The sequence below is a fragment of the Photobacterium toruni genome, assembly GCF_024529955.1.
In the GTDB taxonomy this organism is placed as follows: Bacteria; Pseudomonadota; Gammaproteobacteria; order Enterobacterales; family Vibrionaceae; genus Photobacterium; species Photobacterium toruni.
Genome location: NZ_AP024855.1, coordinates 797,410 through 814,001, shown reverse-complemented (window position 1 = coordinate 814,001; position 16,592 = coordinate 797,410). Strand labels below are relative to the sequence as shown.

The 16,592-nt window shown below is 37.2% G+C and carries 14 protein-coding genes; 3 read left to right on the top strand and 11 right to left on the bottom strand.

Annotation, left to right across the window (positions count from 1 at the left end; translation table 11 throughout):
• Positions 1-27: 27 nt before the first annotated feature.
• The 4 genes from rbsD to OC457_RS17720 form a co-directional block, all read right to left on the bottom strand.
• Entirely contained in the window at positions 28-447 is a 420-nt protein-coding gene (gene rbsD / locus OC457_RS17735) for a D-ribose pyranase (protein ID WP_080175546.1), read from the bottom strand.
• A 376-nt stretch (positions 448-823) separates the two neighbouring features.
• Positions 824-2,539, bottom strand: coding sequence for an NAD-dependent malic enzyme (locus OC457_RS17730; RefSeq protein WP_080175545.1), 1,716 nt, complete (start codon positions 2,537-2,539; stop codon positions 824-826).
• A gap of 247 nt (positions 2,540-2,786) precedes the next feature.
• The gene (locus tag OC457_RS17725) at positions 2,787-3,128 is read right to left on the bottom strand and encodes a hypothetical protein (RefSeq protein WP_080175544.1); all 342 of its coding nucleotides are present in this window, start codon (positions 3,126-3,128) and stop codon (positions 2,787-2,789) included.
• 278 nt (positions 3,129-3,406) lie between these two features.
• Positions 3,407-4,870 carry an MFS transporter gene (locus tag OC457_RS17720; RefSeq protein ID WP_080175543.1) on the bottom strand — a complete coding sequence of 488 codons (1,464 nt, stop codon included), beginning with the start codon at positions 4,868-4,870 and terminating at the stop codon, positions 3,407-3,409.
• An 866-nt stretch (positions 4,871-5,736) separates the two neighbouring features.
• On the opposite strand from OC457_RS17720, the gene trpS reads away from it, so the two are divergent.
• Positions 5,737-6,762 carry a tryptophan--tRNA ligase gene (gene trpS / locus OC457_RS17715; RefSeq protein WP_080175542.1) on the top strand — a complete coding sequence of 342 codons (1,026 nt, stop codon included), beginning with the start codon at positions 5,737-5,739 and terminating at the stop codon, positions 6,760-6,762.
• 95 nt (positions 6,763-6,857) lie between these two features.
• The gene (locus tag OC457_RS17710; protein ID WP_080175541.1) at positions 6,858-7,466 is read left to right on the top strand and encodes a DUF2799 domain-containing protein; all 609 of its coding nucleotides are present in this window, start codon (positions 6,858-6,860) and stop codon (positions 7,464-7,466) included.
• 64 nt (positions 7,467-7,530) lie between these two features.
• Here the strand turns inward: OC457_RS17710 and OC457_RS17705 are convergent, their stop codons facing one another.
• The 4 genes from OC457_RS17705 to OC457_RS17690 all read right to left on the bottom strand — a co-directional run bounded on the left by OC457_RS17705 (position 7,531) and on the right by OC457_RS17690 (position 11,695).
• Positions 7,531-8,019: a prepilin-type N-terminal cleavage/methylation domain-containing protein gene (locus OC457_RS17705; RefSeq protein WP_080175540.1), complete on the bottom strand. Its 489-nt coding sequence runs from the start codon at positions 8,017-8,019 to the stop codon at positions 7,531-7,533.
• Between the two features lie 113 nt (positions 8,020-8,132).
• Positions 8,133-9,143: a LacI family DNA-binding transcriptional regulator gene (locus tag OC457_RS17700; protein WP_080175539.1), complete on the bottom strand. Its 1,011-nt coding sequence runs from the start codon at positions 9,141-9,143 to the stop codon at positions 8,133-8,135.
• Positions 9,144-9,301: 158 nt separating this feature from the next.
• A complete protein-coding gene (locus tag OC457_RS17695; RefSeq protein ID WP_080175538.1) occupies positions 9,302-10,315 on the bottom strand; it encodes an ester cyclase in 1,014 nt (337 codons plus the stop codon).
• Between the two features lie 90 nt (positions 10,316-10,405).
• The gene (locus tag OC457_RS17690; protein ID WP_080175537.1) at positions 10,406-11,695 is read right to left on the bottom strand and encodes an MFS transporter; all 1,290 of its coding nucleotides are present in this window, start codon (positions 11,693-11,695) and stop codon (positions 10,406-10,408) included.
• Positions 11,696-12,040: 345 nt separating this feature from the next.
• Between OC457_RS17690 and OC457_RS17685 the strand changes: the two genes are divergently transcribed.
• Entirely contained in the window at positions 12,041-13,588 is a 1,548-nt protein-coding gene (locus OC457_RS17685; RefSeq protein ID WP_080175536.1) for a sodium:solute symporter family transporter, read from the top strand.
• A gap of 229 nt (positions 13,589-13,817) precedes the next feature.
• Here OC457_RS17685 and OC457_RS17680 read toward each other — a convergent pair whose 3' ends face one another.
• The 3 genes from OC457_RS17680 to atpG are packed head-to-tail and all read right to left on the bottom strand — an operon-like array spanning position 13,818 to position 16,557.
• The gene (locus tag OC457_RS17680) at positions 13,818-14,261 is read right to left on the bottom strand and encodes a F0F1 ATP synthase subunit epsilon (RefSeq protein ID WP_080175535.1); all 444 of its coding nucleotides are present in this window, start codon (positions 14,259-14,261) and stop codon (positions 13,818-13,820) included.
• Positions 14,262-14,277: 16 nt separating this feature from the next.
• Positions 14,278-15,663: a F0F1 ATP synthase subunit beta gene (gene atpD, locus OC457_RS17675; RefSeq protein ID WP_080175534.1), complete on the bottom strand. Its 1,386-nt coding sequence runs from the start codon at positions 15,661-15,663 to the stop codon at positions 14,278-14,280.
• A 21-nt stretch (positions 15,664-15,684) separates the two neighbouring features.
• A complete protein-coding gene (gene atpG, locus OC457_RS17670) occupies positions 15,685-16,557 on the bottom strand; it encodes a F0F1 ATP synthase subunit gamma (protein ID WP_080175533.1) in 873 nt (290 codons plus the stop codon).
• Between the last annotated feature and the right edge of the window lie 35 nt (positions 16,558-16,592).

Below are 16,592 nucleotides of genomic sequence, written 5' to 3'. Positions count from 1 at the left end.
ATAAGCAAAGAGCACGACTTCTATGAGTTAAAAAACAACACCCGTTTGAAAAATAACATTGGCATACGGTGTATATTCTCCCGTCCTCACAACCGCACGACTTTGCGCTGTGCGTTGCTTAAATTCCTCATGAGATAAATATGAAATATGAATCGGTTTAGCGGTTGCTGTACTTTCTTGATCTAAAATAGCTAACAATGCTTGATGATGTGCTGGGCTAACGTCAGCAAACTCAGCGGCCATAATAACCCCTTCAATTTGTGATTCAGACAACATTACTTTCACCGTATCAAGAAAACTTGGTACACCATGAGTTAACGCAAGATCAATGCGCTTTACATGTTGAGGGATCGGTAGCCCTGCATCACAAATAGTGATTTCATCTGTATGTCCTAGCGTTGCTACAAGGTATGACAGTTCGGCATTAATTAGTGTACTTTTTTTCATTTGGTAGACCTTCTTATTACACGTTATACCGCTCAAACTTTCTGTCTTAGAGTTGATGTTTTTTAAGTGACAGAAAACACATCGAAACGTTTCGATGTGAATAATAAACTTACCAACACATTTCACCAGAGTGAAATATAGAAGGTGTGAGAACGATCGCTTTCAACGATAATAAAAGAATCAAAATATCTATTTAGCTCACACTTTCATATCGAAACGTTTCGATTAAAGTAAAAAAACGCTAAGTGAGACAGTATGGCAACAAGTAGGCCAACAATGTTTCAGAAAAAGATAATATGCTGATTTATAAACAAAAAAAGCCATATTCAAATTGAAATATGGCTTTTTTATCTGTCTATTTTACAACATAACGTCGTTATACTCGTCGGTAAGGTAAATATACCGGCTCCCACATATGCTCAGATAATGTTTGCTTAAGATCTTTATCCCGTAGATAACCACAGGTACCCGTCGCTTGCATCTGAGTCAAAATTGAATGAGCGACATGAAGAGAAACAGCTTTCAACGCACTAATTCGAGGATAAATACATCCTCTTGCAATATCATCATCACTCACACACTCAGCAAGTGCATAAGATGCCGTAGTAAACATATCTTGAGTGATTTTTTCTGTTTGCGACACAATAGACGCTAATCCAACGCCAGGGAAAATAAACACATTATTGCCCTGCCCAATACGGTACTGATGGCCATTATATTCAACATCAGAGAATGGACTACCTGTTGCAACGATCGCTTGTCCATCACTCCAATGATAAATCGCTTCAGGAATAGCTTCACAATTGGCAGTAGGATTTGATAATGGAAATATAATCGGTCGTGCCGTATATTCCATCATCTTTTGAATATGTTCCGCCATAAACGCGCCACCAATACCACTTGCGCCTAATAATACGGTAACGGGATGATTATTAATAAGCTCTGTTAAACTGATCTTACCCAATTTGGCAGCTTGCCACCCCGCTGAAATTGAACGTGATTTAGCATAGCGACGTTTATAATCTTCAAGCCCGTCACGATCATCAAACACCACCCCTTGAGAATCAAGAATAAAAATCTTGGCGCGCGCAGAATGATGCGTACAGCCTTCTTTTAGTAGCCCAGCATAGATTTGATCAGCAACACCCACACCACCGGCTCCGGCGCCATAGATCACATAGGTTTGATCAACTAAACGTTCTTGCTTGATCTTACATGCTCCCAAAATACCGGCTAATACAACCGAACCCGTCCCTTGAATATCATCATTAAACGATGGCAAGCTATCTTCGTAATCACTCAGATTATCAAACGCGTTAGCTTTACTAAAATCTTCCCATTGTAAGACTGCTTTTGGAAAATGGCGTTTAACTTGTTTGACAAATGCCTTAATAAAACGCTTATAAGCGTCACCACGAAGCCTTTTACGTGAAATCCCTAAATACATCGGATCATCAAGTAAGTCTTGGTTATCAGTACCTACATCTAACACAATCGGCAAACAATGCGCAGGATGAATGCCGGCACCTAATGTATAGAGTGATAACTTACCAATCGGAATCCCCATACCACCAACACCTTGATCACCAATCCCTAAAATTCCTTGGCTATCTGTTACAACAATAATTTTGATGTCTTTACCCATAAAATGGCGCGACATCTCACCCATTGCACCCACGTTTTCTTCGGTAATATATAACCCACGTGCTTTTTGATAACGATGACTAAATTCTTGACAGGCTTTACCCACCGTTGGGGTATAAATGATGGGCGTCATTTCTTCTACATGGCGTGAAAGTAAGGCATAAAAAAGCGTTTCATTACGATCTTGAAGCGATCGTAAAAAGAGGTATTTTTCAATATCTGTGGAGGCATTACTAAAGCCGTCATAAACACGGTTAAGTTGATCATCAAACGTTTGTACTCGCGGGGGTAATAACCCCGTCAATTGAAAAGCATCACGCTCTTCTTGAGTAAAAGCCGTACTTTTATTTAAAGTGCGATCATTGAGTAACTCGGTGCCCGTTAATGACACTGGACGAAACACGTTCCCTTGCGAATCTTTCCATCTGAGGTACTTACCGATAGTCATATTCTATCTCCGTGTATAACAACAATAGCAACACACTTTATGATCACAGATAACCATAACGACTGTTATTCGTAATGATAAAGCCACAATATAAAATGAAGTGTATATCTAACCACTTTATAAAAATGTGAACAGTCGCATTTTTAACCATATTCACGATTAAAAATAGTTATGTGCTTACTTTGTTATACTCAGAAAATATCACATATCGCTGATATCATTAATCAATAAATGTTATAACGTTAGCCTATAAATTTTCACGTCTTATTGCTACTTTATCACAACAAAATGGTTTAATTTTTAGATTATCTCGTGCTTGTAAATCGGCATCACTATAAAGTTGATATTTCAAATGCTGAAAAAAACCATCTTTATAATCAACACCTACAGCACGAATAATGGTTAATATTTGTTGAAATTCAATATATCGAAAATCATAGATTAACTGTAATTTATGCGCCGATTTAACTGTGGCTGACATAATATATTGATTAGCTTTTAATGTTGCTAACATCGTTTCAATACTCGTTGTCGATCCGTCAATATAACAACGACGATGATGAGGCTCAATCGCTACTAATTGTTTCATCCTCAACCCCTTACTGCCAATAAGAAGCAATTAATAACACCACAAAAATTGCAGCGATTAACTTTAATAGTAACCCCAAGCTAGCTCCACCCTTAGGTGCTTTATTACAACAACTCATATAAACCTCTATTATCGGCTATCAACACTATTTGATAGCATCATAAAGGTTACATAAAGGGGAAGGTCAAGGGGCAGGAATAACGAGAATCAAAGCATAAATACAAAAAAAGCACCAGTCATAGACTGATGCCTTTAAATAAATACGTCGATATCAGCAGTTATATACTTTCAATATTTCTACCAGACGTTTCAAAACGGTATTTATGCGTTACCCATGCGCCCAATAATGACGTCACCACTAAGCATAATAAAAGTGTAAAAACACCAATTCCATGTAATAAAATAGGAAATAAGAACGCCGTTAAAATAGCACCAAACTTAGCAATTGATGCTGCAAAACCCGCACCTTTTGCCCTAATTTTTACAGGAAAAACCTCTCCTGAAATCAAATATGTCTGTGCATTTGGACCTAAGTTATTCATAAAATTAAATAACATAAATCCTAAAAACAGCATATACATCTGATAATCACCATGCATTTTCACTGAAACAGCAGCGCACAATAAACCAACAGCACAACCGATAAAACCATAAATCTGCAGTTTCATACGGCCAACGGATTCAGAAAAGATAATCGCACAGATAACGCCAACAATTAACAAACAGTCAATAACAGCAGTACCTTTCGCTAAATAAACCGTATTAGCAATTGTATTATGTAACGCATCACCGCCCGTAGCTTGATGGGGATCAAGTACAGACGCAAGAATAACTGGCGTAAAGATACCAATACCATAAGTACCGAGATCTTGAATAAACCAAGGCACTGATGCCAAAATGGTTTTTGCGCGATATTTTTCCTTAAATAACCGTTTATAGCCATGTATCCAAGAGGTTAATTCAACTTCATCACTCGGTGTATCTTCAATTGGCATTGTCGACTGTTGAGATCGATCTAATAATCGCTTAAGTGATATTTCAGCATCAGCCTTACGATTTTTAGACAAAAGCCAATGCGCACTTTCTGGAATAAAGAAACGTGCAATCGTAATTGCCAATGACGGAATCAAAGCAATAACATACATCAATCGCCATGCATTAATGTCGTTCACATATGTCAAGACAACAATACCTGTCAAAATACCTAACAAAACACCAATAGACTGAAATGCAAACGCTCCCAGAACCAACTTACCGCGGTTTTTGGAAGGTATACTTTCAGATATCATTAAGTGAGCCGTAGGATAATCACACCCTAAAGCTAAACCAATGCCAAAGTTAAATACTAAAATACTAAAATACGACTGGCTAGTTGCCATTCCTATCAAGCATATAGAGAGTAAAGCCATCTCAATAATGAACATTTTCTTACGTCCATAAAGATCAGATAGCCCACCCAGAGCACTTGCTCCAATTAAAATACCAAACAGAATCGAGGAACTAATTATACCTTTCTGTAGCTCTGTTAAATGAAATTGTAGGGTCAATAATGGTAGCGTTAACCCCATCATAAAAACGATCATACCCTCAAAAAACTTACCAAATGTCGCTAATAACCAAATTCGCCATTGCACACGTGTCATTGACATTGAATATTTATTAGTAACTGAATTACTGACGGATGTCTCATCAATATAATTCTGGATCGTATTTTGCGGTTGAATCTCTATTTTTTGATTCATGTTAAAATCAACAATGCTTATTGTCTTAATTTAGACGAATATCAGTATTAAAGTTGGCAGTATATAAACATATATCACAACCAAAAATGAAATTTATTTTCTAAACGTATTTAATCGTCATTATGCACCTACAATTACCTAATTAACGACAGCGTGTTAAAAAAAACCAATAAAATCAAAAATTACCCATAAAAAACATAGTGTTAAAATAAAATAAAAAACAATAAAAATAGCTTATCGTTGCTTATTTTTAGGTTTATTTTATATTTCAAGATCAAAAATAAAATATAAAATACTATTTATTATATCTAAATTAACTAATATTTGAGCAATATTAGTTATTTTTCAATGAGAATTAAATCAAAAAAACCTCTAATTCTATATTTAATTATGAAAAAAATGAATATTAACAATCATTTCCTATTCTTATTATTAATCAATAGACACATGTTTTTTATACAATAACAACCTAATACAAATAACAAATCACATACCAGTAATCATTATTACAATAACGTTACTGTAAATATCAGTTTATTCACATACCGTGTTAACTTTATAAAAGCTGCAAATTTTTAAGTTAAAATCAAACTGAGCCTTATAACTATAGACATAATTAATAAAAAACATCATTCATTTTTTTAATAAAACATCTTGTTTAATTTATTTTATTTTGATACGTTGACAGCATGATAAAGATAGCAAGCAATACCTTACCCCTTTTCTTTTGGTGGCGTTCTTCATAGGAGCGGCGCTAAATAATAGTTATCTTTCTATTTCATTTTGCCGCCGGAAGGTTGCAAATGAATACGCCTAATCTTATCCGTATTTCCTCACCTCTCCGGCCGTACTTTTCGGAGAATAATATGAATGCTCAAATATCCATTACACCCAATCAGCCAATTATCCTTACTGGCGATCGTGCTACAGGTCAGCTTCACCTTGGTCATTATGTTGGTTCATTACAGCAACGGGTACAATTACAGCATCAATACCAGCAAAATATTCTAGTGGCTGATATGCAAGGTCTTACCGATAATGGTCATAATCCTCATAAAGTTGCCACTAATATTCTTAATGTCGTCGCTGATTATTTAGCGGTTGGTATTGATCCAAAACTGACCACCATTTGTCTTCAATCCGCTATTCCTGCGCTTGCCGAATTAACCATGTACTATGCTAATCTCGTTTCTATTGCACGTTTAGAGCGAAACCCTACCGTTAAAAATGAAATTCAATCAAAAGCGTTTGGTCGATCTATTCCTGCTGGTTTTTTAACTTACCCTATTTCTCAAGCCGCTGATATTACTGCATTTCGTGCCAGTTTAATTCCTGTCGGTGATGATCAACTACCGATGCTTGAACAAACCAATGAAATTGTTAGAAAAATAAATACCATTGCAGGTAAAAATATTTTGGTGGAATGCCAGCCGCTATTAAGCAAAGTCGCTCGCTTACCGAGTACGGATGGCAAAAATAAAATGTCAAAATCAATGGGGAATACCATCACATTAGGTGCCGATAGTAAGACGATTTCACAAGCAGTAAAATCAATGTATACCGATCCTAATCATCTTCGAGTCGAAGATCCTGGCTGTGTAGAAGGCAATATAGTGTTTACTTACCTTGATGCTTTCCATCCTGATAGTGCTTATATTGAGACATTAAAACAGCAATATCGTCAAGGTGGATTAGGTGACGGCACCACTAAGAAAATTTTAGAGCAATGCCTACAAGATTTAATCTCACCTATACGCAAACGTCGTACTGATTTTTTAAACAATCAAGATTATCTCATTGAAGTTCTTAAAATGGGCACTGAACATGCTAATCAACAAACTCAACAAGTCTTAACCGATATTAAAACGGCTTTTGGTTTAAATCTATTTTAGTCATTAGCGATATCTATAATAATTAAACATAGGTATCGCTTTTAATCATAATATCTTTAAAATACTTTGTTTTATTTATTATAAGATAATCATTCATGACGATAAAATCACTCACTCTTTCTCTTATATTATGTTCAACGGTAAGTGCATGTTCGGTAATGAATGAACAACAATGTCAGACGGCAAATTGGTCTGCTTTAGGGTATTTAGATGGCTCACAAGGCGCATCTGCTAATCAATTTAATGATAGAAGTTCTGCATGCTCTAAATATAATGTTCGAGCTAATTTTAATGAATATCAAACCAGTTATAAGCAGGGATTAGCAACATACTGCACTGAAAGTCATGGTTTTTACGTTGGTTCAAATGGCAGTAACTATCTTGGTGTTTGCCCACAAGCCACCTCTACTGCATTTTTACGTGGTTATCGTCAAGGACAGCAATTATTTACCTTAAAAAATAAAGTTACTCAGGCCGAGCAAGCATTACAAAATGCACAATATGATATAGAGCATCAGCAACAGCGATTAAATAAACTAAAGAACAGTCTCATTTACGATAAGTTAACCGCTCGCGAACGACAACAGAAATTAGAGAAAATAGAAGCAATCAATCAACAGCCTAATTTAATCAAAAAGAAAAAAGAGCAGTTAAATCGACTAAAAAAACAATTAGCTACATTAGAGTCAACACTAAATTATTAACTGTTTTTATTTGTGTGGATCCTTTTTATAGCACGGATCCACACAAATTTAATATCAAGATAAATCAGCAGCCAGATGTCTCTAATTTATATTGCGGTATATTCCAATTTTGGAAACCATAAGATAAATAACAGTTCAAAGTAGGAGCTGTTTTGGGAGTAATATGAATGGGAAATCTAGCAGTAATACCACCGCCTTGAATATTCCAATCTTCTCCTAAATTAAGAATCTTTTTTAAGTTATCTTCATTAGGTAAAATATAACCATAATGCAATGTAACCTCGTTACCATTAATATCGATGCTATTCTTTGGAGCATTACTACCTATAGATGGAGTACCTTCCTGTGCTTGAGAATGCTCTAGCCCTTTCATTGCCGCTTTTGCATAAACCATTTCATTAGCAGCTTTTAAACTGCCTTCAAGCCCTTTTAAATCAGCAATACGAGCATCGCGTTGTAATCCCATGAACTTAGGCGCAGCTACAACGGCTAAGATGCCTAAAATAACAATCACGACCACCAATTCAATTAATGTAAAACCTTTATTTTTCATTTTATCCTATATAATTATTGCTATTAACAATTAAATATATACCAAAACATGAAGCAAATCACATAAACAAGCAAAATACCAATACTTATTATTCTAAATACGTTAAGTAACAATCACTTTATTTTTGTTGTTTTGCGTTCGACTAATGATGCAGGGATCATTAACCTGATAAAACTATTATTATCATGTTGAACTTGATCTACAATAATTTTAACGGCTTCTTGTGCTAGTCGTTTAAAATCTTGCCTAAATGTTGTTAACTGATAACTTAACCATTCGGTTTGTGGAATATTATCAAATCCAATAACTTGTAAATCTTCAGGAATCTTCAAATTACATTCAAACCTTGCTACATCCATAACTGCCATAGCTAAATTATCCGTTGCACAAAAAATAGCTTCTGGTCGATTTTTTTTATTTAAAAAGCATCGAATGTCATTTATTGAATTGAGATAATCATAGTCTGCTTCGATAATCATCGGGAGTTGCCCAGTTAAAATTTTAAACTCACTACAGAAACCCTTTTTCCGTTCATCGTTAGTTAACGTCGGTACTTCACCAGTTAAATAAGCCGCCGAATTAACACCTGACTGATAAAAATGTTGAGCCGCTACTTGGCCTGCACTAAAATTATCACTAATAACATAACTACTTTTAGTATCTTCAACAACGCGTGCATATTGGACTATAGGAATATTAAACTTCTCACATTCTTGATATAAAGATTTATTCAATGTTGCTGAAGCAGCAATAACACCATCGACACGATATTGAAAAATATTAGGGATCGAATGCTGATTATTGTCATCAACCATCCAAGGGATCAACACTGCAGAATAACCTAACTGTTGCAGTTCACTAGAAATCAACTGTAAGGTTTTCATGTGAATGGGATAATCAGCATCAGGAAAAACAAGACCAATTAATTTAGATTCATTGGTGGTTAAACTTCGAGCAAAAGCATTAGGCCGATAATTTAACGTTTTTGCTGCTTCATAAACTTTTTTCTTCGTTTTTTCAGAAACAGCACTACCTGCAATAAAAACACGAGAAACAGTGGATTGAGAGACCCCCGCAAGTTTAGCGACATCTTTTGATGTGATAGTTTGCTTTACTGAATTCATTTTACACTTATAGAAATATTAACTAATAATCGATATTCATAATAATAATTTATCTTTTAAAATAAACCTCATTATAAATCGAGAGTGACATGTTCTAACACAAAAATATAAAAAAACCCGAGCTATTGAACTCGGGTTCTTATTGAATTACAACAAAATTATAATGTTGGGTTCATAATTTGTTGTGTACGTTCAAAAACATCAAGACCTTGCTGCTTTAACCAGTATGGTAAGTCAATTAATACCCAGTTCTCTGATAGCTTATCACCATCACGGTAATAAACATCGACAACTTGCATATCTGCACGAATCTCACCACCAGGTAAACCTAGGAAACCACCAATTGGCGTATTTGATAGGTTTGGCCAGCCAAAGAAGCAAGAGAAGTTACCTTCAGCAAAACGACAAACGTGACCGTTAAATTGCTTGTCTTTTAGGTTATTACGGAATGGCAGCTGATGCTGTTGTTGGTAACGAGGGATCGTATAAGATGCACCGATACCACACGGACCGTACCAAATCATATCCTTAGACCAGCTTATCTCAAGTACTTCAGGAGGACAGCCCATCGCACCACTTGCATTAAGTGCCGATAAATCATCAACCATCTTATTCACAAGTGCTAATGTCGCCACACCTTCTTCTTCAGGTGCATCGTCAAACAATAGACCGTCATGATTACGAGGACCTGGGTATACGAAATGTTTACCTGTTGATGGTGGTAGTGGGTAACAACCAGCTTCATCCATCATGCCTAGCAAATCAACAAATAAACCTGTTTTCGTGATCTTACCGTTTTCAACACAGTTAAATTCTACATAACGAACGTTCATGATCTTACCAGTAGGACGTAAACCTAAGAATTCAGCATCAAATAAGCCCATAAAGTGACCCATGCTCATTACCCACTGCTCACCGCTGATTTCATTAGTACCACCGATGAAGATATCTTGACGACGTTGCATACGTGTCATTGACTTCATAAGAGGCGCCCAGAAAACGTCTGCTGTTGCTTCTGCACCTTGCTGCTCACGGAAAGGATAAACACCGCGCCATAGATAATCTTTAGAAGTGAATGACTTTAATACTTCTGCAACGGTTTCTGGCGTTGCATTTTCCATTGCAGCAAAGTATTCACGAACAATACGCTTAGTTTCTTGATATTTTGACATGATAATTTCCATATTTAATCCGATCTGAAGTACTGGTCAGTATCGTTTATAATTTAAAATAACGTTGTTTAATTAATGAACTGTAATAACTTACACTGTTACTGCTTTGGGTGTTTTTTCTTTATAGAAAATGCCACCTTTTAATGTTTCAGGCAGTGTGAACCACAACAAACCAGCGATGATCCAAACAATAGGCGATCCCCACATTGCTGTTTCTAAATTCGTACGTTCCTGAATAAAGATAAGTACCATTGGTGCCCACATGCCGATAATTCGCCCACCGTGGAATAATGCTGCACCATAGCTACGTAAATGCGATGGGAATAACTCTGAGAAATAGCCTCCCCATACTGCTGATGACGATAAACCAAAGTTATAAATAAGACCTAAAATCGCTAACATATTTAGGCTACCAATCATCATATTACTTGGCGCAACAAAGAAAACTGATGCCATAATACCGGCTAGAATAAGACCAAATGCATTAACTTTACGTCCATATTTATCGGCAACAGCTCCCCAAATCCACGCGCCAAATAAAGATCCAAAAGCTGAGATAGAGAAAATAACGCCAATTGTTGCTCCATCAAAATGACGAACTTCTTTTAAATATGTAGTAACGAACCCACTAAAGAATTGATAACCGTAAAAATTAAGCCCAGCAAGTAATAAACACGACAAAGTAATTAGTCGATAAGGTTTACTTAGCATCTCTCCCCAAGAGCCTTTTTTCACTGATTCATTACTTGATGATGATTGTTCTTCTTCACCATAAGCAATCACTTTTTTATCGCTCGGCAATACAAAAATCATTAATACTGCAGCAACAAGTGGTGGAATACCGCCGATCCACATTAAACTTTGCCAAGGTGCATCAATACTTGCAATAAAGGCGGCATAAGCTCCCATCACCATTAATGCTACTGAGAACATAGAAGAAGCAAATGCTGTTAACTTACCTCGAACAGTTGGCGTAAATAAGCCAATCATCAAACTAACGGCAACGGTAAAGTAACCACCAAGAGACATACCAATAATGAAACGCATTAACGCCCACATTGCGTAATCGGTAAACAACATATTAATAATGGTTGCACCACCATTAAGTGCAGTGATCACTATCAACGTTGATTTTTTACCAAAATTACTTGCTACCCAAGCACAACTTAACGCGCCGATTAACGCACCAATTGATTGCCAAGTGTAAAATTGCGCTGTATCAGAAAGGGTAATACCATCATAGGCTTCAACAATATACGGGCGTACGTAGTCAATAATAACAAAGTTATAACAATAGAAAAAATAACCAACCAAAATAGCAAAATAGGCAGCTACCCTTTGAATCATCGGAACTTCGCTCATGTGTCTTTTAGCATTCATGACCGATAAACCTCTAATTTATAAAAAATTTATATTTAATTAAACACATTGAAAATAATTTATTAAATTTTCAAGTGCCTTAGCTTCGAGATAGATAATAATATTTTCTATAGTTAAAGATCCGTGATCAAAGTCGGCATAAAAATGAGTACGTACCCATTAATGCTATTTTAGCGAGTAAGATCACATATATTACATATAAATAGCAATGTGATCTTTTAGGCATATATGACGCAACATTAGTGACTGAAATCACAATTAAAATGATAAAAATCATGCTTAAAATCATTTACAGGTAATATCACAACAAAGATTAAATATATTAGAAATGTAGGAAAGCCAAGAATGGTTACGCACTCAAGTTTTGCAGTCATTGCGATATATCTATTATTAACAATACTCATTAGTTACTTAGTAAATAAACGTTATTGTGTAGGCGGTGATTTTTCTACTGGTGGGAAACAATTTGGGTGGTTTTCAGCTGGCATTTCTATTCTTGCGACATATATTAGCGCAATGACATTTGTCGGCATGCCTGGCTGGGTGTATAGCTCAGGAATGGAAGCGATGAGTATGCATTTAAACTATCCTATCGTGATATTTTTTGCAGTTCTTTTTTTTGTGCCTGTTTTTTATAAACTCAAACTAACGTCTATTTATGAATATCTAGAGCATCGTTTTGGGATCTATGCGCGAACCATTAACTCGCTGATCTTTATTTTAGTCCAATGCCTTTCCTCTGGGGTAGTACTTTACGCGATTGCCTTGATCTTAATTCAAGTCGTCCCAATCTCGATTTCAGAATCCATTATTTATATTAGTTTATTTACTGCAATTTATACTTATGCTGGTGGTATATCTACAGTAATTTGGACTGATATGCTGCAATCAACCATTCTCGTCATTGGTAGTATTGCAATTATGGTTTGTTTATTAATGGAAATAAATAGCGGCTTATCACTGACTCAAGAACATGTCAATATTATTAATCTTGATTTTGATTTTGGCGTTGATACAACAATATGGGCTGGCGTGGTTGCGGTCAGTTTTTTACATCTTAGTGTTTATGGCGCAAATCAGTTAATTATTCAACGAACCTTAGCAACAAAATGTGTAAAAACAGCACAAAAATCAATGCTTTTATGTGGTTATGGTGCTTTCTTTATCTATTTATTCTTTGCCGTACTCGGAGTTTTATTAAACATTTTTTATCAAAACCAACCTTTTGTAAATAGTAATGAAGTGATTCTAGATTTTGTCTTTAATCACACCAATCCATTAATTATTGGTTTAGTTATTTCTGCCTTAGCGGCTGCAGCAATGTCAACGCTTGATTCGACTTATAATTCGATCGCAACCGTAGCAACATTTGATATCTACAAACGTTTTATTAATAAAAACAAACCCAATCACCATTATGACAAAATCGCTCGAAAAATGAGTTTAGCCGCTGCGATTTTGGTGATCATTCCTGCTTTAACGGCAATTTCCAATGAATCAGTCCTAAAAACGATTGCCAGTTTAACCTCTATTTTTGTGGGGATTCGTTTAGGCTCATTTGTGCTAGGATTATTTTTTACTAAAGCAAATGAGAAAGGCGTTATCATGGGCAGCATTATGAGTATGATAGCTATCTTTATTGCTCGCAACGCTGATATTTCATGGCCTTGGTTTGCCCCCTTAGGTACAGGTGTTTTTATCTTCTTTGGTGTGTTCACCAGTTATATCTGGGGAGAAAATACCATTGAACAACAATCCTTTATTAAAAGCCAACGTACATTATTTGAAAAGCCAACCTCAAGTCACTACGGACTATTATTATTTGCTTTACTTACCATTGGTGCTTGTTCACTTTTCCCTAACTGGCTTTTAATGGTATTAACCGCAAAATAAAAAACGCAAAAAAAGCCCCTGCGCTCGGTACAGTGCAGGGGCTTTAGATAGTGACGGTAAACTTACGTTCACCAATAATAAATAACATCCTGTATATTTATTACTTTGTCCCTTGGTATTAGGCTGGAGACCTATAGAGACGGGAACCAGTAAGCATAAGGCCATAACCACATGCTATCGCTATGGTGATTTAGCCATAACACACGGTTAACGTTTTATTCCAACTGATTTAACGGCGCATTTGTTTCTGAGTTAATTCAACCGCACGTAATTGTGCCATTGCTTTCGCCAGATCCATTTCCGCCATCGCGAAGTTAACATCATCAGCATGCCTGTTGATATTTTCTTCTGCGGCGCGACGAGCTTCATCAGCGCGGGCTTGGTCGATGTCCTTCCCATGCATTGCCGTATCGGCAAGTACAGTTACTACGTTGGGCTGAACTTCAACAATACCGCCTGAGATATAAAGGATTTCTTCGGGATCCTTCAAATCTGTGACGAAGCTTGCCACACCAGGTTTTAAGCGGCTCAATAAAGGAGAGTGACCAGGGCGAATACCCAACTCACCATCGGAGCCTGAAACTGCCAGCGCGTGAGCTGGACCAGAGAACAACGGTCCCTCAGCACTTACGATATTGAGTTGGAACGTGTTCTCGGTAACGCCAATAGCCATAATGCCTCCTCAAGCCTTATAAGGTTTTCGCTTTTTCGAGTACATTTTCAATGCTACCGCAGTACAAGAATGCTTGTTCTGGAATATCATCATACTCACCGCTTAATAGGCCTTTAAAGCCTGCGATAGTCTCTTTAAGAGAAACGAAAATACCTTTTTGACCAGTAAATACTTCTGCTACGTGGTAAGGCTGAGTCAGAAAACGTTCAATCTTACGTGCACGAGATACTGTTAATTTATCCTCTTCAGATAATTCATCCATACCTAAAATAGCAATAATATCTTTCAATTCTTTATAACGCTGAAGCACTGTCTGTACACCACGAGCAACATCATAGTGCTCTTGACCAACAACCAATGGATCAAGCTGACGAGAGGTTGAGTCCAATGGATCAATCGCAGGGTATAGACCCAATGCGGCGATATTACGTGACAATACAACGGTTGCATCTAAGTGAGCAAAGGTCGTTGCTGGTGATGGGTCAGTCAAGTCATCGGCAGGTACATATACCGCTTGAATAGAGGTAATAGAACCCGTCTTAGTTGAAGTAATACGCTCTTGTAGTACCCCCATCTCTTCAGCCAATGTTGGTTGGTAACCTACCGCTGATGGCATCCGACCTAATAGTGCTGATACCTCAGTACCCGCAAGTGTGTAACGGTAGATGTTATCGATAAATAACAACACATCACGACCTTCATCACGGAAACTTTCCGCAATGGTTAAACCTGTTAATGCAACACGTAGACGGTTACCTGGGGGCTCGTTCATCTGACCATAAACCATGGCTACTTTATCCAGTACCCCAGCTTCTTTCATCTCGAAATAGAAGTCATTACCTTCACGAGTACGTTCACCAACACCAGTAAATACTGATAAACCTGAGTGGGCTTTAGCGATATTGTTGATAAGTTCCATCATGTTAACGGTCTTACCTACACCCGCACCACCAAACAGACCTACTTTACCGCCTTTTGCAAACGGACAAATAAGATCGATAACCTTAACGCCTGTTTCTAGTAATTCAGAGCTGTTTGACTGTTCTTCATAAGAAGGTGCAGCGCGGTGAATGGCATATTTTTTCTTTTCACCAATTTCACCACACTCATCGATTGGGGTACCCAATACGTTCATGATACGGCCAAGCGTTTCTTCACCAACAGGCACAGAAATTGGCGCTTTGGTATTAACCACATCTAACCCACGACGAAGACCGTCTGATGAACCCATTGCGATACAACGTACGACACCGCTACCAATTTGCTGCTGCACTTCTAATACAAGTGCGGCATGCTCACTGTCACTCAGGGTAAGCGCATCATATACACGAGGCACGCTATCTTGATTAAATTCAACGTCAACGACAGCGCCGATGACTTTGACAATCTTACCAGTACTCATTTGATGTCCTTAAAATTCTGTTTAAACGGCTTGTGCCCCAGCTACGATTTCACTTAGCTCTTGGGTAATTGCTGCTTGACGGGCTTTGTTATATACCAGCTGAAGATCATTAATCAGCTCGCCCGCATTATCTGTTGCAGCTTTCATTGCAACCATTCGTGCTGCTTGTTCACAAGCGATACTCTCAACGGCGCCTTGATAGACTTGTGATTCGATATAACGAAGCATCAACTCATTGAGAATCGGTTTAGGATCAGGCTCATAGATATAATCCCAACGACTTGCTTGATTAACATCTGCTGACGTTTCTTGTTCAAGTTCTGGATTAGGTAATAACTGGATTACCTTAGGCATTTGTACCATGGTGTTTACAAATTGGTTGTAAACTAAGAACAAGCGGTCAATTTTGCCTTCATCGAAAAACTCCAACATGGCATTAACCGGGCCTAAAATATCTTCAAGTTTTGGTGAATCACCAATACCTGATGTTTGTGCAATCACGTTGCCTAAACGATGGAAAAACGAAATTGCTTTTGAACCAATCAAGGTGGTATCGACATCAACCCCTTGATCTCGCCATTGGCGCATATCTGCCATGGCTTTCTTGAACAAGTTAATGTTCAAACCACCACATAATCCTCGGTCTGAGGAAATAATGATGTAAGCGACTCGTTTTACTTCACGCTCTTCAAGATAGGGATGCTTATATTCCAACGAACCGGAAGTTAAGTGTCCAATCACCTTACGCATGTTTTCTGCGTAAGGGCGGGTCGCTTCCATATTATGTTGAACTTTACGCATCTTACTTGCGGCAACCATTTGCATTGCACTAGTGATCTTTTGCGTATTTTGTACGCTAGCGATTTTAGTGCGGATCTCTTTTGCATTTGCCATGGTTAGCTCCTAGCTACATTCATACTATGTCGTCT

What these genes read in the sequence shown, in the direction of transcription:
- OC457_RS17680 (WP_080175535.1), bottom strand. Translation starts at nt 14,261, where the DNA reads ATGGCTATTGGCGTTACCGAGAACACGTTCCAACTCAATATCGTAAGT.
- OC457_RS17705 (WP_080175540.1), bottom strand. Translation starts at nt 8,019, where the DNA reads ATGAAAAATAAAGGTTTTACATTAATTGAATTGGTGGTCGTGATTGTT.
- OC457_RS17710 (WP_080175541.1), top strand. Translation starts at nt 6,858, where the DNA reads ATGACGATAAAATCACTCACTCTTTCTCTTATATTATGTTCAACGGTA.
- OC457_RS17695 (WP_080175538.1), bottom strand. Translation starts at nt 10,315, where the DNA reads ATGTCAAAATATCAAGAAACTAAGCGTATTGTTCGTGAATACTTTGCT.
- OC457_RS17730 (WP_080175545.1), bottom strand. Translation starts at nt 2,539, where the DNA reads ATGACTATCGGTAAGTACCTCAGATGGAAAGATTCGCAAGGGAACGTG.
- OC457_RS17690 (WP_080175537.1), bottom strand. Translation starts at nt 11,695, where the DNA reads ATGAATGCTAAAAGACACATGAGCGAAGTTCCGATGATTCAAAGGGTA.
- OC457_RS17725 (WP_080175544.1), bottom strand. Translation starts at nt 3,128, where the DNA reads ATGAAACAATTAGTAGCGATTGAGCCTCATCATCGTCGTTGTTATATT.
- OC457_RS17720 (WP_080175543.1), bottom strand. Translation starts at nt 4,870, where the DNA reads ATGAATCAAAAAATAGAGATTCAACCGCAAAATACGATCCAGAATTAT.
- OC457_RS17700 (WP_080175539.1), bottom strand. Translation starts at nt 9,143, where the DNA reads ATGAATTCAGTAAAGCAAACTATCACATCAAAAGATGTCGCTAAACTT.
- atpD (WP_080175534.1), bottom strand. Translation starts at nt 15,663, where the DNA reads ATGAGTACTGGTAAGATTGTCAAAGTCATCGGCGCTGTCGTTGACGTT.
- trpS (WP_080175542.1), top strand. Translation starts at nt 5,737, where the DNA reads ATGAATGCTCAAATATCCATTACACCCAATCAGCCAATTATCCTTACT.
- OC457_RS17685 (WP_080175536.1), top strand. Translation starts at nt 12,041, where the DNA reads ATGGTTACGCACTCAAGTTTTGCAGTCATTGCGATATATCTATTATTA.
- rbsD (WP_080175546.1), bottom strand. Translation starts at nt 447, where the DNA reads ATGAAAAAAAGTACACTAATTAATGCCGAACTGTCATACCTTGTAGCA.
- atpG (WP_080175533.1), bottom strand. Translation starts at nt 16,557, where the DNA reads ATGGCAAATGCAAAAGAGATCCGCACTAAAATCGCTAGCGTACAAAAT.